This window comes from Arthrobacter sp. ISL-69 (assembly GCF_018613775.1).
Classification (GTDB): Bacteria; Actinomycetota; Actinomycetes; order Actinomycetales; family Micrococcaceae; genus Arthrobacter.
The window spans coordinates 220,692-237,035 of the sequence record NZ_JAGGPO010000017.1; the positions used below are offsets into that span (position 1 = coordinate 220,692).

The 16,344-nt window shown below is 67.2% G+C and carries 8 protein-coding genes; all 8 read right to left on the reverse strand.

Annotated features, from left to right (window positions below; genetic code table 11):
• Positions 1-20 precede the first annotated feature (20 nt).
• Positions 21-1,781 carry a serine/threonine-protein kinase gene (locus J7I79_RS12175; protein ID WP_214953460.1) on the reverse strand — a complete coding sequence of 587 codons (1,761 nt, stop codon included), beginning with the start codon at positions 1,779-1,781 and terminating at the stop codon, positions 21-23.
• A complete protein-coding gene (locus J7I79_RS12180) occupies positions 1,778-3,589 on the reverse strand; it encodes an FHA domain-containing protein (protein ID WP_214953463.1) in 1,812 nt (603 codons plus the stop codon). The genes J7I79_RS12175 and J7I79_RS12180 overlap by 4 nt, the downstream gene beginning before the upstream one ends.
• Complete coding sequence (locus tag J7I79_RS12185; RefSeq protein ID WP_214953465.1) at positions 3,576-4,571, reverse strand: PP2C family serine/threonine-protein phosphatase; 996 nt, start codon at positions 4,569-4,571, stop codon at positions 3,576-3,578. The genes J7I79_RS12180 and J7I79_RS12185 overlap by 14 nt, the downstream gene beginning before the upstream one ends.
• Positions 4,568-6,325 carry an RDD family protein gene (locus tag J7I79_RS12190; protein WP_214953468.1) on the reverse strand — a complete coding sequence of 586 codons (1,758 nt, stop codon included), beginning with the start codon at positions 6,323-6,325 and terminating at the stop codon, positions 4,568-4,570. The genes J7I79_RS12185 and J7I79_RS12190 overlap by 4 nt, the downstream gene beginning before the upstream one ends.
• Positions 6,322-8,874, reverse strand: a complete 2,553-nt coding sequence (locus tag J7I79_RS12195; protein WP_214953470.1) for a transglutaminase domain-containing protein — start codon at positions 8,872-8,874, stop codon at positions 6,322-6,324. Before J7I79_RS12195 ends, J7I79_RS12190 begins: the two co-directional genes overlap by 4 nt.
• Positions 8,871-10,202 carry a DUF58 domain-containing protein gene (locus J7I79_RS12200; RefSeq protein WP_214953471.1) on the reverse strand — a complete coding sequence of 444 codons (1,332 nt, stop codon included), beginning with the start codon at positions 10,200-10,202 and terminating at the stop codon, positions 8,871-8,873. Before J7I79_RS12200 ends, J7I79_RS12195 begins: the two co-directional genes overlap by 4 nt.
• 53 nt (positions 10,203-10,255) lie before the next feature.
• A complete protein-coding gene (locus tag J7I79_RS12205; RefSeq protein WP_214953473.1) occupies positions 10,256-11,227 on the reverse strand; it encodes a MoxR family ATPase in 972 nt (323 codons plus the stop codon).
• Between the two features lie 87 nt (positions 11,228-11,314).
• A partial coding sequence (locus J7I79_RS12210) for an Ig-like domain-containing protein (protein WP_214953475.1) occupies positions 11,315-16,344 on the reverse strand: 5,030 nt, incomplete at its 5' end.

A 16,344-nucleotide genomic window follows, 5' to 3' on the forward strand; every position in this document is an offset into this window, starting at 1 on the left:
GTGTTTGTTTCATGTGCCGGTTACGAGTCAAGGCAAGCAATGGAGTCTGGCCCTCCCGGTGAAGCGGAACCGTCGGCGCGGACGATGATGACCTGGACGCAGACGGGCAGTTTAAGCCCGGAAACAAAGGTGTTCGTAGCGAGTGTGGTCTCATAGGTGCCTTCGGATTGGGCCGTCCTGGTCCGCCACTTGTAGGTGTCGCCCTGTTTGGGCTGCGGGTTCGACCACCTGAAGACGATGAATCTCCCATCCGGTTCATCACGCTCCGCGGCAAGTCCCTCGACTTCGGGAACAGTGCCGCTGTCCAGCGGATCCGCGGGTGGCTTGCTCACCGCTTCGGTGGGGACCGGCTTCGGCGCGGCGGAACTTGCCAGGACAATGCCCACGACGACGGCGACGGCCAGCACGGCAGCGCCCGCCACTGACAACCAGAGGTTCCGCTTGGGGTGGTCAACGGAGGCCTCCGCAGTTACCTCACGCGCCGGCTGCGGCCTGTTGACCGTGGCGGCGATGTCGGCGTCGCTGCGGTTGTCCCGGCCCGCCGGACCGCCCTGCCAGCCTCCCTGCTGCGCCGGGGAACCCCGGTGGACTGTCGCGTCATCGGTGACATCATTCCCGGCGCCGGCCTGCGGGGCTGCGGCGAGGCTGCCCCGCAGCATGGTGCCTTGCGCCCAGTCATCGTGTTGATCCGGGCGTACGGCCGGCCCCGGTGATGTTGGGGCGGGCCCCGGGGCAGGACCTGCCGGAGGTGCCGATGGCACGACGGACGTAAACCCGGACGGGGACACAGGACGTGCCCTGGCCGGGAATGTCGGGGCGTGTCCTGTCTGGTCCGGATCCACGGAGGCGATGCTCCGCACCCTGGTTTCCTCGAAGCCGTCGTCCGGGTGGCTGTCGTCGCCGTGAGCCTCCTCCAGGACCTCGAAGGGGGTGACTGAAAGGTTGAGCTCCGCCTGCGTGCGCTGCAATGCCAGGGCGAAGGCATGGGCCGAGGAGTACCGGGAGACGGCCGACTTGGCCATCGCCGTCGAGAGCGCCAGCTCAAGTGATTCGGGGACGTCCGCCCGCCCCAGCTGGGGCACGGGTGAGTTGGTGATCCGCGAAATCAGTTCGCGCTGCGAATTGTCGGCACCCGGCAGGACGAACGGTGACCGTCCGGCCAGAAGCGTGTACAGCGTGGCGCCGAGCGCCCAGACGTCCACCATCACGCCGTCCACGGGGCCGTCCCGGAACTGTTCGGGCGGGGACCACGGAATCGACATCCCGGCGTCCTCGTCCGCATCGCTGCCGAGGGTGCCGGAGATGCCGAAGTCCGTCAGCGCCGGACGGTTGTAGTCGGTGACCAGGATGTTGGCCGGTTTGATGTCCCGGTGGGCAATGCCGGCCCGGTGGGCGGTCTCGACGGCGGATGCCACCTGGATCCCGACCGCCAGGACTTCATCCACGCTGAACCGCTGCCGGCGGTAGCGGACGTCCAGGCTTGGCCGGGAGCAGTACTCCATGGCCAGGTAGGAATGGCCGTCCTTGGTGACTTCGGCTTCGAAGATGGTAACGATGTACGGGTGCGAGGACAGCTGGGCCATGAGGTTCGCTTCGGATTCGAAGCGGCGCCGGGCACCCTCGGTCTTCAGGTCGGACAGGAGCACCTTGACGGCAACCTTGCGCCGAGGCCGGTCCTGTTCGTACAGATAGACGTCGGAGAACCCGCCCGAACCAAGCAGGCTGATATACGTGAAGCCGGGAATGGGCGGCGGCGGGGCTACGGGCCGCTTGGAACTCATAGAATCTCCTCGAACCGCAGCGACACATCGTCGCCGAGTTCTGCAATATCGCCGTCTAGAAGGATGGCCATCTCGTTCTGGGCAAGACGCCTGGGCGGCTGGCCTTCCCGGACCAGGACGGTGCCGTTGGTGGCCTTGAGGTCGCACAGCATCACGTGCCAGCCTTCAAGGCGCACTTCAACATGTGACCGGGAAATGTCGCCGCTGGGGCTTGCCACCTGGACGAGCCGCGGCATGCCGCCGCCCTGGACCCGGGACACCGAAGGCTGGCGGCCGATCACCAGCGACTGGTCCAGGTCGATCAGTTCACCGGTGGACACCCGAACGCGCCCCAGCCGTGGGCGCCGCACCTGCACGGCGTCGGAAGCCAAGGCCAGGCCGCAGCCGGTGCACTGCGCGTGCGTCGGCGGGTTCGCGTGGCCCTGCGCGCAGACACGGGCAAGGACCATGGGGCCGGTGGCCGGGCCGCTTCCAGCGGCAGGGGCCGGCACCTGCGGGGCGGTTCCGAGCCCGAGGTCGCTTTTCATGATCGTTTCGCCGTCGTGGTCGCCTTCCGGCGCGGGCACCGCTGACGGGCTTTGCCAGACCGGCGTTTCGCCTGACGACGGCGGAACGAACGACTCCGGAACGAACGACGGCGGTCCGGCCGGCCGGGCCGGCATGTCGCCGCCGGTGTTCCACGGGACAGAGTCGATCAGCCCGCCCTGCTGGGAGGGGATCAGTGGCGCAGCAGGCATGCCTGGGTGTGCGGGCACGGGCAGCTGTGCACGAAAGGACGGCTGGGCGTCGACTTGCGACGGTTCCTGCGCTGCTGCCTCCTGCTGATCGCCGTGCCCGTCGGCAGGTTCCTCCGGGCCGGCCGGTTCCACACCGGGCTGGTCCCCCGGCTCCTCCTCGGGCTCATCCCGCACCGCGGCGTCCTCAATGCGTCGCATGACGGTCTTGTCCCACAGATGGTCGTAACTTCCCGTCAGCTCGTTCGCGGGAACCGCGTCCGGAGCCTCCATTCCGGAGGCGGCGTCGGCAACTTCCGCGGCTGCGTCTTCCATGCCTGCGTTTTCCATGCCTGCGTTTTCCATGCCAGCGTCGTCCGTGCCGGCGTCTTCCGTGCCGGCGTCTTCCGGCAGGCCGGCCATTCCGTCGTTCGTGTACTCGAGGTCGTCATCGGGAAGACCCATCACGGTTTCGGCGGACGCACCATGTTCGGCAGGCACTTCGCGAACGGGTTCCGGGACGTGCACAGGTTCCACCGGTACTTCCGCTATCGGGACTTCCGCGACGGGAACTTCAGCGAGTGGGACTTCCGCCGGCCCGCCCGCTTCCGTTCCGGACATTTCCGGCGTCTCCGGCATCGGCGCCAGGGCCGCGGCGACGCGTCCCACCGTAAGGCTCTGCAACAGCACAACGCCATCCCCCAGCGGGAGTTCGGCTGCCCCGGCCGCATCGCCGGGAACCGAGACCTTATACGATTCCGGTGCGCTGAGCCTGCGCTCGGTCCAGGTGGTCACGTCGCTGCCGTTCAGCTCCACCGGTCCTGCGGCAAGCTGGGCTGTCAGCTCAATGTCACCGCGAAGGAACACCCGGAGGGAATCCCGGAACTCCACGATGCCGAACCACGGAATCCGTGCCAGCGAACCGGAGGAGGCACTGGTTACCGCGTGCAATACTTCGTGGACTTCAGGCTCGCGGGCCAGCAACTCCCAGAGCGAGTCCACAAGCGCAGGCGGCGTCGCGGGCGCCAGCAGCACAGCGGTTCCGGACCGGACCACCCCAAGCCAGGTTCCCGGGGTGTAGCTACTTGAGACCATCGTGGCGGTCCTCGTTTTCGTTTACGGCATCCGGAGCGTCCCCGGCCGAAGCCTGGTCCGCAGGGCCCGGCGCATCGGCAGGGTGCGCGGAACCGGGAACCTCGGGAAGTTCCTCCGTGTCCACCGCGGCGCTGTCGAGCACTTCGGTGCGCGGCAATGTGTCCTCGTCTTCGACCGCCGGGCGGGGCGCGGTGTCCGTTCCGGCGTCGTTCATGACATTCCTGGCATCCACGACGATCACGGTGACGTTGTCACGGCCGCCGCTGCGGAGCGCCGCCTGGATGAGGGCGTCCACGGCGTCCTGGGGGTGGCCCACCGTGCTCAGGATGCGGAACATGTGGTCGTCGGTGAGCTCGGCGTTCAGGCCGTCCGAGCAGACCATAATGCGGTCCCCTTCCTCGACGGGCAGCAGCCAGTAGTCGGCTTCTGTCTCGCCGCCGGTCCCCAGGGCGCGGGTCACGACGTGCCTGCGGGGATGGACTGCCGCCTGCTCCTTGGTGATTTCGCCCGCGTCGACAAGTTCCTGCACTTCGGAATGGTCAACGCTGACCTGCACGAATTCGCCCTGGCTCAACCGGTAGGTCCGGGAGTCGCCGATGTTCATGACCAGCCAGTACGGGACCCCCATTTGTTCCACGACCACAACACCGGAGAGCGTGGTGCCGGCACGCGAGCCTGTTGCAGTGCGGATGCGTTCATCGGCACTAACCAGGTATTGCTGTACGACGGCGGCCGTGGCCGTCCGCTCCCCCGTGGCCAGCTGCGGCATGCCGGCGAGTGTCCGGACACAGATTCCGCTGGCGATCTCGCCCGCTTCGTGGCCTCCCATGCCGTCCGCGACGGCGAACACCGGATCCGAGGCGATGAACGAATCCTCATTGAGTTCCCGGCGCAGGCCACGGTCGGTGCCGTAGCCGCAGCTCAATTGGAGTCCGGGCTCCCGGCCCGTGTCAGAGGTGGCGGCTGCCGGCTGGGAATTCATGCCTGTCCTAGGTGGAAGGTGCGGTCACCGAAATGCACGGTGGACCCTGGGCGTACAAAGGCGGGTTCCCCGGCCTGCAAAGCAGTGCGGATGCCGTCCGGAGTGGTGACGGCGCTGCCGTTGGTGGAGTTGCGGTCGGTAACCCAGACGCCGCCGTTGTCCTCGAGCAGGTGCAGGTGGGTCTTGGAGATGGAACGGCCGGGGTCGGCGACGGCGAGCAGCTGCGAGATCTGTTCGCCCCGAAGGCCGCTCGGATTCCGCCCGATGAGGACGGATCGGTCAAGCTGGAAGTCGCGGCCGTCGTCCAGCCTGATCCGCAGCACAGCCACCGGGGCCGGCACGGTTTGCCCGCGCATCTGGGTCCGGTCGTGGTCGTCGTCCGGGTGGAAAGCCCACGCCGGAACGGCCGGTGCCGGAGCCGCTGGTGCCTGCATGGTCGGGTCCTGCGCTGTCGGGTCCTGCATTGTCGGTGCCCGCGCAGTCAGATCCTGGGCCGGCAGTGGCTGCGCAGCCGGGCCCTGGACGTCCAGGTCCGGCAGCGGCCTGGTCTGGACCGGGGCGGGTCCGGCAGGCGCCGCCGGTGGAACAGGCGCAGCGGCGGCAGGGCCGGCCCACGGCTGGGGCGCTGCCGGAGGCTGCCACTGGTTCGGGTTCAGGGGAGCCGGCGGAAGTGCCACAGGAGCGTTGACGCCCTGCACCGGCGCGCCCTGGGGGTTGATGACCTGGCCACTCGCGGGTGCTTGCGCGGGTGCTTGCGCCGGCATTCCTTGGGCCGGCCTGCTGGCCGCGCCCGCAATCGGTGAGGAAACCTGTTGCACGGGAGGGAGGTCCAGCGGGGCGAAGCTGTACGGGCCCTGGATTCCCCCCGTTGTGATGGGGTTGCGGCCGGCGTTGACGTCGAACACGAGGGTCTTGGCCGCAGTGTCGTGCCAGCCTTTGAGCTTGCCGTTCCTGTCCCAGGAGTTGGAAGCCACTACCGCGAATGCCCAGGCGATGCCGAGCAGGCCCAGGGGCGCAAGGATCCACAGGGCGGCTTCGAACCACTTGAAGACCACCACGAGCACCGCTGCGACCACGGTCAGGAGGAGGCCTGCCCCGGTGATGAGGCCCCGCAGGAACACGGCTCCGCCGCCCGGGGCGTAGCCGTCCTGGTCCGTGCTGCGGATGCCCATGAGCCGGTTGCCGATGGTGTTGCCGGAGCGGCCTTCGATCCCGAGCTGCACCAGCATGTAGACCACCGTGACGCCAACGGCGATGCCGCCCAGAAGCACCAGCATCGCCGTGTCATAAACGATGAAGCCGCCGCTCTGGGTGCGGGTGACCGTGGTGAACCCGATGGTCAGCATCACCACCAGCAACGCGGCCGGACCCACCCAGTCGAGCACGGCGGCGCCAAGGCGTCTGCCGGCCGCCGCGGGAACCAAGTCCAGCTTGCCACCCATTCCGGTACCTCCCCCTTGTACGTCGGCGCCTTGTGCGTGGGCTCCCTGTACCTGGATCCCCCGACCGTGGACTGCTTGCCCGAAGGCGCCCGGTCCGGCGGCGTCCGCCCCCGCCTGTGCTACGGGGATACTACCGGGAATCGGGCCGCCATGCGCGGCGGCCCGCTCCATCAGCTCCCGCTGCGAGTGGTCGATGTTCCGGACGTTACGGGCGGCCCTGTTGGTCAGAGGGGCACCACAGGCCGGGCAGAACGTCGCTCCGGGACGTATCAGTTGCTGGCAGCGCTGGCAGCGCTCGGCGTCGTGCATCATGGTTCGTTGCGGTTCTCTCTCAAATCGCGCCGCAGCACGGTCTGTTCGTCGTCCGTCCCGGACGCGGCCGGGCCCGACGGTGGCTGGCCCAACGGTGCCGGACCGCCATTCACCCTACCCGCGGGGTCCGTTTTCGCCGGCCGGACAGGCCGGAGTCCCCTCAGTTTGAGTGCGGTCCTGCCGTCCGACAGGAGGGAACGCGGCGAGAAACGGGCAGCTTGCCGACCCCAGAAACCCACGGTGGCGGTCATTTCCCTGAGCGAGCCGTCCACGATCGTCCAGTACTCCTGAACGTCCGCTTCGCTGGGCTGCCCGGCCCCGAAAATGGAGGCATCGGCACGGTGCGCCAGCAGCGTGGTGGTGCCCACCGTTCCCGGGAATGCCTCGCCAAGGACGACGGCGGACTCCCGGCGCGTTGCCCGGGCGTCCACTGCGGCGCCCATGTCCGTTGCGAGGCTGACTACTTCGTTCCAGCCGCCACCAACCCGTTCGGCCGGGTGCCCGTCGGAGAACCGGGCCTTGCGGCGCCTGCTCTTGAGCAGCGCGATGAGCAGCAGCGGCAACGCCAGGATCCCGATGGGGATCAGGGCAATACCGATTGCGGTGAGGATGGGTCCCCAGAACAGCCACGGGTTGTTCTTCTTCTGGTCAGCGTCAAGCGCGTCCGGGGAAGAGTCCGGGGGAAGGTCGGCCGGTTCCTGCGGCGGAGGCGGCGGCTGCAGGACCTGGGGCTTGGGCTTGGACTTGTTCTCCGGGTCCGGCGGGATCGGGACGTTGTCCTTGGGCGGTGTGGGGTCGAAGGACACCCAGCCGACACGGTCAAAGGCGACCTCCACCCAGGCGTGGACGTCCTTGCCGGTGATTTTCACTTCTCCGGCGCCGTTTTCCGGGCTCTTCGGATCCGGGTAGAAGCCCATCACCACCCGTGACGGAATACCCAGGTGCCGGAGCATCAGGGACATCGCCACGGCGTACTGCTCATCGTCGCCCAGCATCTGCTTGGCGGTCAGGAGGCTGCGGATGCGCGCTGAACCGTGCCCGGACACGCTTGGCAGTTGACCGTCGTCGATCAGTCCGTTGCTGAAGGCCCCCTTCTTCTGGAAATGGGCCTCGATCTGCCGGACCCGGTCGATCGCCGTGGGAGCATCGGCCGACAAATCGTTGGCCTGTGAACCTACCACGGGCGGCACTTCCGAAGCGTCCGGGAGCGCCACTTTGGCGAAGTCGTACTGCGTCAGCTGGCCATGCTCAAGCTTTGCGGGGTCGGATACCTGGACGCTGTACGCATCGCCCTTCGCGAGGCCCTTGGTGGTGACCGCGGTGTCCGTCCCGGAGTTGAAGTACAGCCCCGACGCAGCACTGGAAGAGTCGCCGGTGAAACTGATTCCGGTGGTACGGCGGCCACCGGGCAGGAAGTACCCCTGGTAGTCCTCGATGGTGATGTCCAGCGTGTAGTCGTTGCTGGGGACTATGCCGTCGGAGTCAGCAAGCGTGTTGAGGGACTTGGCATCCCCCACCTTGCTGAAGTTTCCTGAGCTGTCCGGGTCCATGTTGTAGTTGGTGCCGTTGAAGGCGTCCAGCGCCGCAAGCCTGACCCGTCCGTCCCGGGGAAGGCCCTTGACGACGAAAAGGTTGTCGTCCTTCTTGTCCTTGACGAAGTTGCGGAAGCTCGCCAGCGGGGTGATGTAGTCCTTCGGGTCAAACGGGGGGACGATCGTGTTGCGGAGGACCGTCCTGTCGTCGCTGGCGGTGACCAGCGGCGACGCCACGGCCGTAATGGCAACGCAGGCAGCGATGACCCCGGCGGCGGATCCCAGCCGGCGGACCTTGGCGCGGCGCGCGGTGGCCGCGTCCGACTCCGGCCGGTTGACGGACACTTTGCGGGTGTCGCGGCGTCGGTGCGCGTCCCGGCGGAAGGTGGCCCAGGCCACGGCCACCACCGTCAGGGAGATGCCGCGCTCCACGTTGAGGAAACCGGCGTTGGTGCTGAACGCGATACCGGTAACGAAGAGCACCAGGACGGGCAGGAGCGGCCAGTACGGGCTCTTCAGCCGCCACGTCATCAGCCCTGCGGCCAGCGCCGTGATGAGTGCGCTGAGGAACGGGACAATGAGCATCCCGCCGGCGGTTCCCACCGGGACACCGACAGTGAGCATGTCCTTCCAGGAGAAGACGACGCCCAGCAGGAGGGTCCGCAGCGACTCCAGCGTGGGCACAAAACCGGCGATGGCGGCATCCGGCACGGCAAGCAGGGTGCCCAGAACCAGGTACGAGCCGAGCGTGGCGGCCGCGGTGATCAGCGTCCCGAGCCTGAAGTGGGCGTTGGCCGCGGCAGTGCCCAGGCCGAGCAGGATGCCGCCGAATCCGGCGATCAGATAATACGGGTCGCCGCCGAAGCTGAGGCTGAACCCGAGGACGCCGAGCCCCAGCAGGACAACCAGGGCACCGGCGTCGAGCGCAAAGTGCCAGGCCGGCTGGCCGTCGCTGAAGACGGACGGCTGCGGCTGCGCGGGATGCCTGCGTGGCCGGAAAGCGGGTGCGGAGCTCATGCAGCCGCCTTTCTGAGGATGATGGCGAGGTCGGACAGGTCCCCGAGCGTCAGGACTGTCAGGTCCGCGATGTTGGCGCGGGCCGGTGCTGCCCCCGCCTGTATGCGGACGGCGAGGCTGCGCACTCCCGGCGCTACCGAGGCGGCCGCCGAGCGGAGCTGGGCGGGGGTAACCCGGCTGCCCACAACGAAGAAGACCACCGAAGCATTCGGAATGGTGTCCGCCAGCGACCGGGCCAGGTCAACAGCGGTCTTCCGCAGCGGTGCACCCACGATCCGGGTCATATCGTCCAGCATGTTCCGGCCGGTCTCGCAGCGGAGGGGGCCCTTCTGGGTGAGGACATCGAGTTCGCGCTGCTCGCGGATTGCCTGGCGGCCGATGGACGCGGCAGCGGATATGGCCAACTCGAATTCATGCTCGGTCTCGTACTCGTCCGTGTTGATGGAGAGCGAGATGGCAAGGTGGGCGCGGCGTGTCTCTTCGAACTGCCGCACCATGAGCTTGTTGGTCCGCGCTGTGGTTTTCCAGTGGATGTGGCGGCGGTCGTCACCGGGCACGTAGTCGCGGAGGGCGTGGAACGACACGTCAGCGCTGGACAGGTCCGTGGTGGGCATGCCTTCAAGGTCCCGGATGAAACCGGCGGCGGAACCGGCCAGGGCAACGGTCCGCGGATGTACGTAGAGGTCCTCCGGCTCAGTCCACAACACTTGGCGGCGCAACAGGTGCAGGGGGTCGGCGCGGACCGACCGCACCGGACCCACCATAATTACCGCCCGCCGGGCGGTGGGAATCGTGAACAGGTCCTCGTGGACCTGCTGCGGTTTCATCCGCGGCAGGTGGAAGACGGCGGTCGCGGCTCCCACGGGGAGCTCAAGCGCTGCCGGCAGGAGGGGACGCGTGGAGGTGTTGGACACCGCGATGCTGCCGACGGCGCTGTCCCCCACTGCAACCCTGGTCCTGGCGAGGTCCAGCACCACGCCATAAGAGGAGCGGCCCAAAATGAAGCCGACGGCGAGGACGAACAGGACGAAGGCTGCCACGGCGGCGGCCTTCGCCTCCTGCCAGCCATAGGCCTGGCCGACGCTCCAAAGCAGGATGGACGCGGCCAGGACGGACCAGCCCAGGACACTGACCACCGAGAGCACCGGCCAGGCGTACTTAAGCCAGACCCAGCGGACTTTGGACCGGGCGGGTGCCAGTGCAAGGCCTGCCGTGCTGACGGCTTCGGACCACATGGCGGCCGGGCGCAGGCGGGACGCCGCCCCTTCACCGGAAAACGGCCTCTTCAGGCGTTCAGCAAGCCGGGTCAACGGAGTGCTGCTGGACATATCTGTGCCTTTGTTCGCGCGTGGGTCTTGCCGGAATGGTGAGCGGGCACCGCTTAGACGCCGGCGCGCTGCTGCGGGGCAGCGACCTCGGTCAGGACGCGGGCCAGCACCGCTTCGGCGGTGGCGCCGGAGAATTCTGCTTCCGGGTCCATCACAAAGCGGTGGGTCCAGACCACGCTGGCCAGGTCCTTCACGTCATCCGGAAGAACGAAGTTGCGGCCTTGGCTTGCCGCCCAGACCTTGGCGGCACGGACCATGGCCAGGGCACCGCGGACAGAGACACCGAGCCGGGTCTCGGGCGCGCTGCGGGTTTCCTCGCAAAGCCGCGAGATGTATTCCAGGACAGCGGTGTCCACGTGGGTGGTTGCGGCCAGGTCAGCCATGTCGCCGATTGCCTGAGTGGTGATGACGGCGGTGATCTCCTTGGACCGGTCCTTGAGGTTGGCGCCGCCGAGCAGCTTCACAGTGGATGCGTGGTCCGGGTAGCCGATGGAGGTCTTGATCAGGAAGCGGTCCAGCTGGGCTTCGGGGAGGCGGTAGGTGCCGGCCTGCTCGATCGGGTTCTGCGTGGCCATCACCATGAAGGGGCGGCCTGCTTCGTACGTGGTGCCGTCGACAGTGACCCGCGATTCCTCCATGACTTCAAGGAGGGCGGACTGCGTCTTGGGCGAGGCCCGGTTGATTTCGTCGGCCAGCACGATGTTGTTGAAGATGGGACCCTTATGGAACTCGAACTTCTGCGTCTTCTGGTCGTAGATTGTTACGCCCGTGACGTCGGAGGGCAGCAGGTCCGGAGTGAACTGGATGCGGTTGTTGGACCCCTGCACGGTAGCGGCCAGGGCGCGTGCCAGGGAGGTCTTGCCGGTTCCGGGCGCATCCTCGAAGAGGACGTGCCCTTCGGCCAGCATGGCCGTGAAGGTCAGGCGGATGACGTGGGCCTTGCCAAGCACGGCCTGCCCTACATTGGCAACGAGCTTCTCGAATGTTCCTGCAAACCAGGCGGCCTGCTCAGTTGTCATAGTCATGGGTGAATCCTCTTCCGGGTTCGGGTGAAACTTCGGGCCGCTGCCCGCTTCGTCCAGCGATTAGTCTATTTGTTTCAGTTTTGCGGGTTAGCATCCGCCGGGCCTTGGTCCCCTCAAGTCCACGGTTGTGGACTTTACGTACCAGCCGCTCTTCGCGGATTCCGTCAGGCGGTACCAGTCGGTGCCGTTGCCATAGATTTCCTTGGTGCAGTCAACCTTCAGCCAGCCCCACGAATTTTCCACCCAGCCGACACCACACGAGGGACCGCTCGGGTTGTATGAGTCAGGCTGATTTGGTTTACCCGGGCAGGTGCTGTTGTGTGCCCGAATCTCGGAGACCGCGGGCGGCGGAGCGGGATCTGCGCCGGAGGTTGCCCTGGCAGAACCTATCGGGCCGGTCACCACGGTCACCGCACGTACCTCCAGGGTCCTAGTGTTGCTCCAGCCGCCGCCAGCGGCGTCGAAGTTGTTGGCCTTGCCCACGTTCTGCCAGCCGCCGCTGTCAACTCTGACCTGGTAGTGGTCCAGCGGCCGGCCGTTGGTGAGCGGGTTGTTCCAGGTCCAGTGCACTTGGCCATCGCCCTTCGCCGAAGTCCCACCACTGACGTTCGGGGCGTTCGGCGGACCGTAGGGGCTGGCCGTGCCGATGGCCTTGGCATCGCCGGCGGTGTTGTTCTTGATGGATGTCGCGATGATGTTGATGGTCACGTTGGTTCCGTTGGGAAGCCCGTTGATGTTCCCGCCGCCGGGGTTGATGGCGCCCTTCTGGCCGCTGGAGGCGCTGTAGCTGTAACGAATCTCATCGGCCGTGGAGCCGTTGCGCTGGGCTGCAGTCAGTTCGGTGAACGTCACCTTCAGCTGGCCGCTGACGCCGGTTTCCGCCACCGTGCCGCTGTTGACCGAACCCGGCTTTCCGGCAGCCCGGATGGGGGCCGACTGCGCACTGGTGCCGCTGGTGCCGGCCTTGTTGGTGGCCGACACCGTGAACGTGTAGTTCGATTCAGAGTTGCTGACGGTCACGTTCTGCGATGTTCCGGCCGTCACCTGCTGGGTGGCCACGGCGGCACCGCCGAGGTAGGTGGTCAGCGTGTAGGCCGAGATGGCGTCACCGTTGTTGTTCGGGGCCTTCCAGCTGACCTGCAGCTGGCTCTGGTTGCCCACCGATCCGGCCCCGGAGACGCTTGGCGCAGCCGGGGTCACCGGCACTCCGGCCGGCGTTTCCGCCGCGGAATAGGCGCTCCACTCGGACGGTTCTTTGGCATCGTTGCGCGCCAGGACCCGGACCTTGTAGGCCACGCCGTTCTGCAGGCCCTTCCAGACGTAGCTGAGGGACGTCAGGTTCTGGATCTGGGCGTTCTGCCCGGCGGGTGCCGGGGAGATCTCCAGGTCATAGGACTTGACCGGCGAGCCCTTGCTGGCCGGCGCGGACCAGGCAACGGTGAGTTGCTTGTCGCCGAACTTCAGCGCCGGGGCAACAGGAGTGTCGGGCTTGACGTCCGGGCGGACCTCGCCGGAAACCGGAGACCTGTCCGATTCGCCGAACTCGTTCGTGGCCGTGACCTGGAAATGGTACTTGGTGTTGTTGACCAGGCTGTTCAGGGTGCAGGAGTTGGCCGGGCAGTCCTGCTGGTAGCCGCCCTCGCCGTACACCGTGTACTTGGTAATGGGTGACCCGCGGTCCGCCGGTGCAGTCCAGTTCAGCAGGGCCGTCTGGTCACCGACGCTTTGGGCCTGCGGCGTGGCGGGTGCCAGCGGCTTGTCCTTCACCGTCAGCCGGACCCTCGCCGTGGCGTGCCGGGACGTCTCCCCCGTCTTGTCTTCTACCGTGTAGGCCACAACCAGCGTTCCTGTGAAACCGGCGGCAGAAGTGATGTTGAGGTCGCCGCCGGAGACTTCCACGTTGCCGCTGCCTGTCTCCGTGCTGGCCTGAATAATCTTCAGCGGTGTTTCCGGGAACGGGTTGGCGTCGTTGGCGAGGACATCCACGGACACCGTCTTGCCGGCGGCCGCGTTGGGCTCGATATCGTCACTGGCCACCGGCTTGGGGCGGTTGGACGCGGTGACGGCGAGCTGGAATGTCGCGGTGGTTTCCAGCCCCCGTGGATCCTTCGCCTTGACCTGGACCGCTCCGGACGTGCCGGTGGCCGTTGAGCCGTCGACCGACGTCTTCAGGGTCTTCCCGTCGATGCGGGCGTTGAAGCCGGTCGGGCTGTCCCCCACCAGTTCGTACTTCATGTTGTCCACATCGTCCCGGTCCGGGTCCGCGGTCAGCCGGCCCAGGTCGGTGTCCGCAGATTCACCCTTGGGAACGTCCACCGCGCTTCCCAGCAGAGTTGGCGGATTGTTCCGGTTGGGGTCCGGCAGCACCTTGGTCCGGATGCTCAGGGTCGATTTCAGGCCGTCCGCGTCGTCCGGGCCGGAGCCGTCGGTGACTTCGAAGCTGATGGAGCCGGGGCCCACGTAGTCCCGGCCGGCCGTGTAGTTGATCGCCGTGCCGTTTCCGGCCACGGGGTCACCGCCGTCGGCGCCGATCAGCTTGATCCGGTCGGTCTGGGTAAGGCGCGGCGAACGGCCGTCGCGGACCTTCACCCATTCCTTCAGGTCCACAGCTACCGACTGTCCGGCAATAACCTCAAGGACCTCGTCCTTGGCCAGCGTGGGCACCTGCTGGCCGACGCCGGGCACCCAGATGATGGCGGTCGACTTCTGGCCGTCCACATCCTCGACGCTGTACGGGATCAGCTGGGGCTGCTCCGTTAGTTCCACGATCATGTTGCCGTCGGCGCCTGGCCGGGCGGTGGTGGCGTCCGTGGCGATCTTGAGGTTCTCCCCCACCCCGTCAGGATCCTCGTCGTTTTTCAGCACGGGAACGTCGACGGCGGTCTTGCCCATCGTCTGGGCGGAGGTCACGCGGTCATCCCTGGCGATCGGTGCCTGCAGCGGCACGTCGTTCCGGACCTTCATCCGGATGGTTGCCTGGGCCGAGGCGCCGCGGTCATCGGCAACCGTGTAACGGACGTTGACGGTGCCCTCGCTGGCCGGAGCCTGCAGGATGATCCGTCCGCTCGCCTTGCTCACGGTCGCCTGGAGTTCCGCGGGCGCCTCGATGCCGTCGCCCGCGATGCCGATGGGGTCGCCGTCGGGGTCGGTGTCGTTTCCGGTGGCGTCCACTGCGATCTGGCGTCCCGGACGGACCTGGACGTCGTCGTCAACGGGTGTTGGTTTCTGGTTCGCGTCGCCGCGCGGCGCGATGCCCACGGTGACCGTGCCGGTATTGACGGCGCCCTGCCGGTCCACCACCTTGTAGCGGAAGGTGTCCGTGCCCGCGCCGTCGCCCGCCGCGGTGAAGTCGATGAAGTTGCTGCCGACGGTGGCGGTGCCCATGTTGGGGGTGCTGTCGATGCCGGTGAGCTGGACCGAGTCGCCGTCGGGATCGATGCCGTCCAGTTCCACCGGGATGCGGACCGAGCCGGCTGCCACCACTCTCGCCGTCAGGTTCTTTGGCTGCGGCCGGGAGTTCTCGGCACCTTCCAACGGCAGGATGTGGATGGTGACGGCCGCGGCGCTCTTCTGGCCCTGCGGGTCAACGGCGTTGTAGATGGCCCGGACCGTCTTCGGCTGCGGTCCGGCGATGAACCGGAGGGTGTTCTCCGAGACGAAGCTCTTGCCGTCCGCTTCCGCCACTGCCTGCGGCAGCACCGGATCCACGGTCAGTTTTTCACCCTGCGGGTGGGTGTCATTGGCCAGCACCGGAATGGTGACGACGTCGTTGACGCGGACGTTCACTTCGTCCGGTTTGGGCTGCGGCGCCTCGACGACGGCGGGTGCCGGCACCGGCACCACGGAAACGCTGCCGGTGGCGGACTTCCGGCCGTTGGACATCGTGTACTGGAAGGTGAAGGGATCCTTCGTCCCGAGGACGTCGGTAATCCGCAGCACGCTGTGGTCGATCACGCTCACCGATGCGGTGGTGTTTTCCGGAAGCTGGACCGATTGCAGGACCAGCACTCCTCCGGAGGGATCGGAGTCGTTGACCAGCGGGTCGAGGAGGACGCTTCCGCCCGTCGGCATGAGCGCCACGTCGTGGACCGCCACGGGATCGCCGGTGTCCTTGCCGGATTCCACGTCAACGCGGATGAGGCCCTGGCTGCTTTGCGGACCGTTGCTGGCGATATAGGTCAGGTAGACGGGGCCGGCGGTTTCGCTGCGGAAGGTGAACGTTCCGCCGTCGGTGACGGGGCCGAGCTCGGCAGGTCCGGATGCTTCCACCTGGGCGAGCCGCAGGGCGCCGCCGTTGGGATCGACGTCGTTCTTCAGCGGTGCGATCACAAGATCCTGGCCAACGACGGCGGTGACGTGGTCGGCGTTGACCACCGGCGCCAGCGCCCCGGGAGGCTGCACGTTGACGACTACTTTGCCGGTGGTGGTGTCGCGGCCGTCCCAAACCGACACGGTGACGGTTTTCTTGCCGGGCGCGGCCCCGGAATCCTGGTAGGTGAGCAGCCCGTCGCGGCGGACCTTGACCTGGTCCTGTTCGTTATCGGCCTTGGCGTCTAGGAGCACCAGGTCGTCGCCGTCAGGGTCGGTCCAGTCAGTGAGGATGTTCTGGCTGACGGTTTTCCCCTGCTCCACCAGCATGGTGGTGGGATCGCCGCGTTTGAAGACCGGCGGTTTGTTCTGGTCCGGACCAACCACGTTCAGGGCGACCTGTCCGCCGGCGGAGAGCCCGCGGCCGTCCGCCGCGTTGTAACTGAACGTTTCGGTGCCGGGTTTGGCGTCGGCCGGCACGGTGATCTGGAACGCCGTGCCCCCGTATATGTTCTGGAGCGTGCCCGAGGTGGGCCCGGAACTGCCGACGGACGCCGTCAAAACGTCGCCGTCGGGGTCGGAGTCGTTGTCCAGGATGCTGAGGATGGTGGTGCGCCCCGGCCGCACGCCGACGGCGTCGGGCTTGGTTTCCGGCGGCCGGTTGGGCTTGGTGCGGTCCGGCAGGATGTTGATGGTGTTGTTGTCCGCCGACTCCTGGTCCTGGTCATTGGACTGGTTCTTGGGCGGGACAACGTCGTCCCAGTTGTTGACCAGCTGCATGTTCTGCTTCACCAGCCACACATTGCCCG

Excerpts from the sequence above, each read along its gene's own strand:
- J7I79_RS12175 (WP_214953460.1), bottom strand. The coding sequence starts at position 1,781 with ATGAGTTCCAAGCGGCCCGTAGCCCCGCCGCCGCCCATTCCCGGCTTC.
- J7I79_RS12180 (WP_214953463.1), bottom strand. The coding sequence starts at position 3,589 with ATGGTCTCAAGTAGCTACACCCCGGGAACCTGGCTTGGGGTGGTCCGG.
- J7I79_RS12185 (WP_214953465.1), bottom strand. The coding sequence starts at position 4,571 with ATGAATTCCCAGCCGGCAGCCGCCACCTCTGACACGGGCCGGGAGCCC.
- J7I79_RS12190 (WP_214953468.1), bottom strand. The coding sequence starts at position 6,325 with ATGATGCACGACGCCGAGCGCTGCCAGCGCTGCCAGCAACTGATACGT.
- J7I79_RS12195 (WP_214953470.1), bottom strand. The coding sequence starts at position 8,874 with ATGAGCTCCGCACCCGCTTTCCGGCCACGCAGGCATCCCGCGCAGCCG.
- J7I79_RS12200 (WP_214953471.1), bottom strand. The coding sequence starts at position 10,202 with ATGTCCAGCAGCACTCCGTTGACCCGGCTTGCTGAACGCCTGAAGAGG.
- J7I79_RS12205 (WP_214953473.1), bottom strand. The coding sequence starts at position 11,227 with ATGACTATGACAACTGAGCAGGCCGCCTGGTTTGCAGGAACATTCGAG.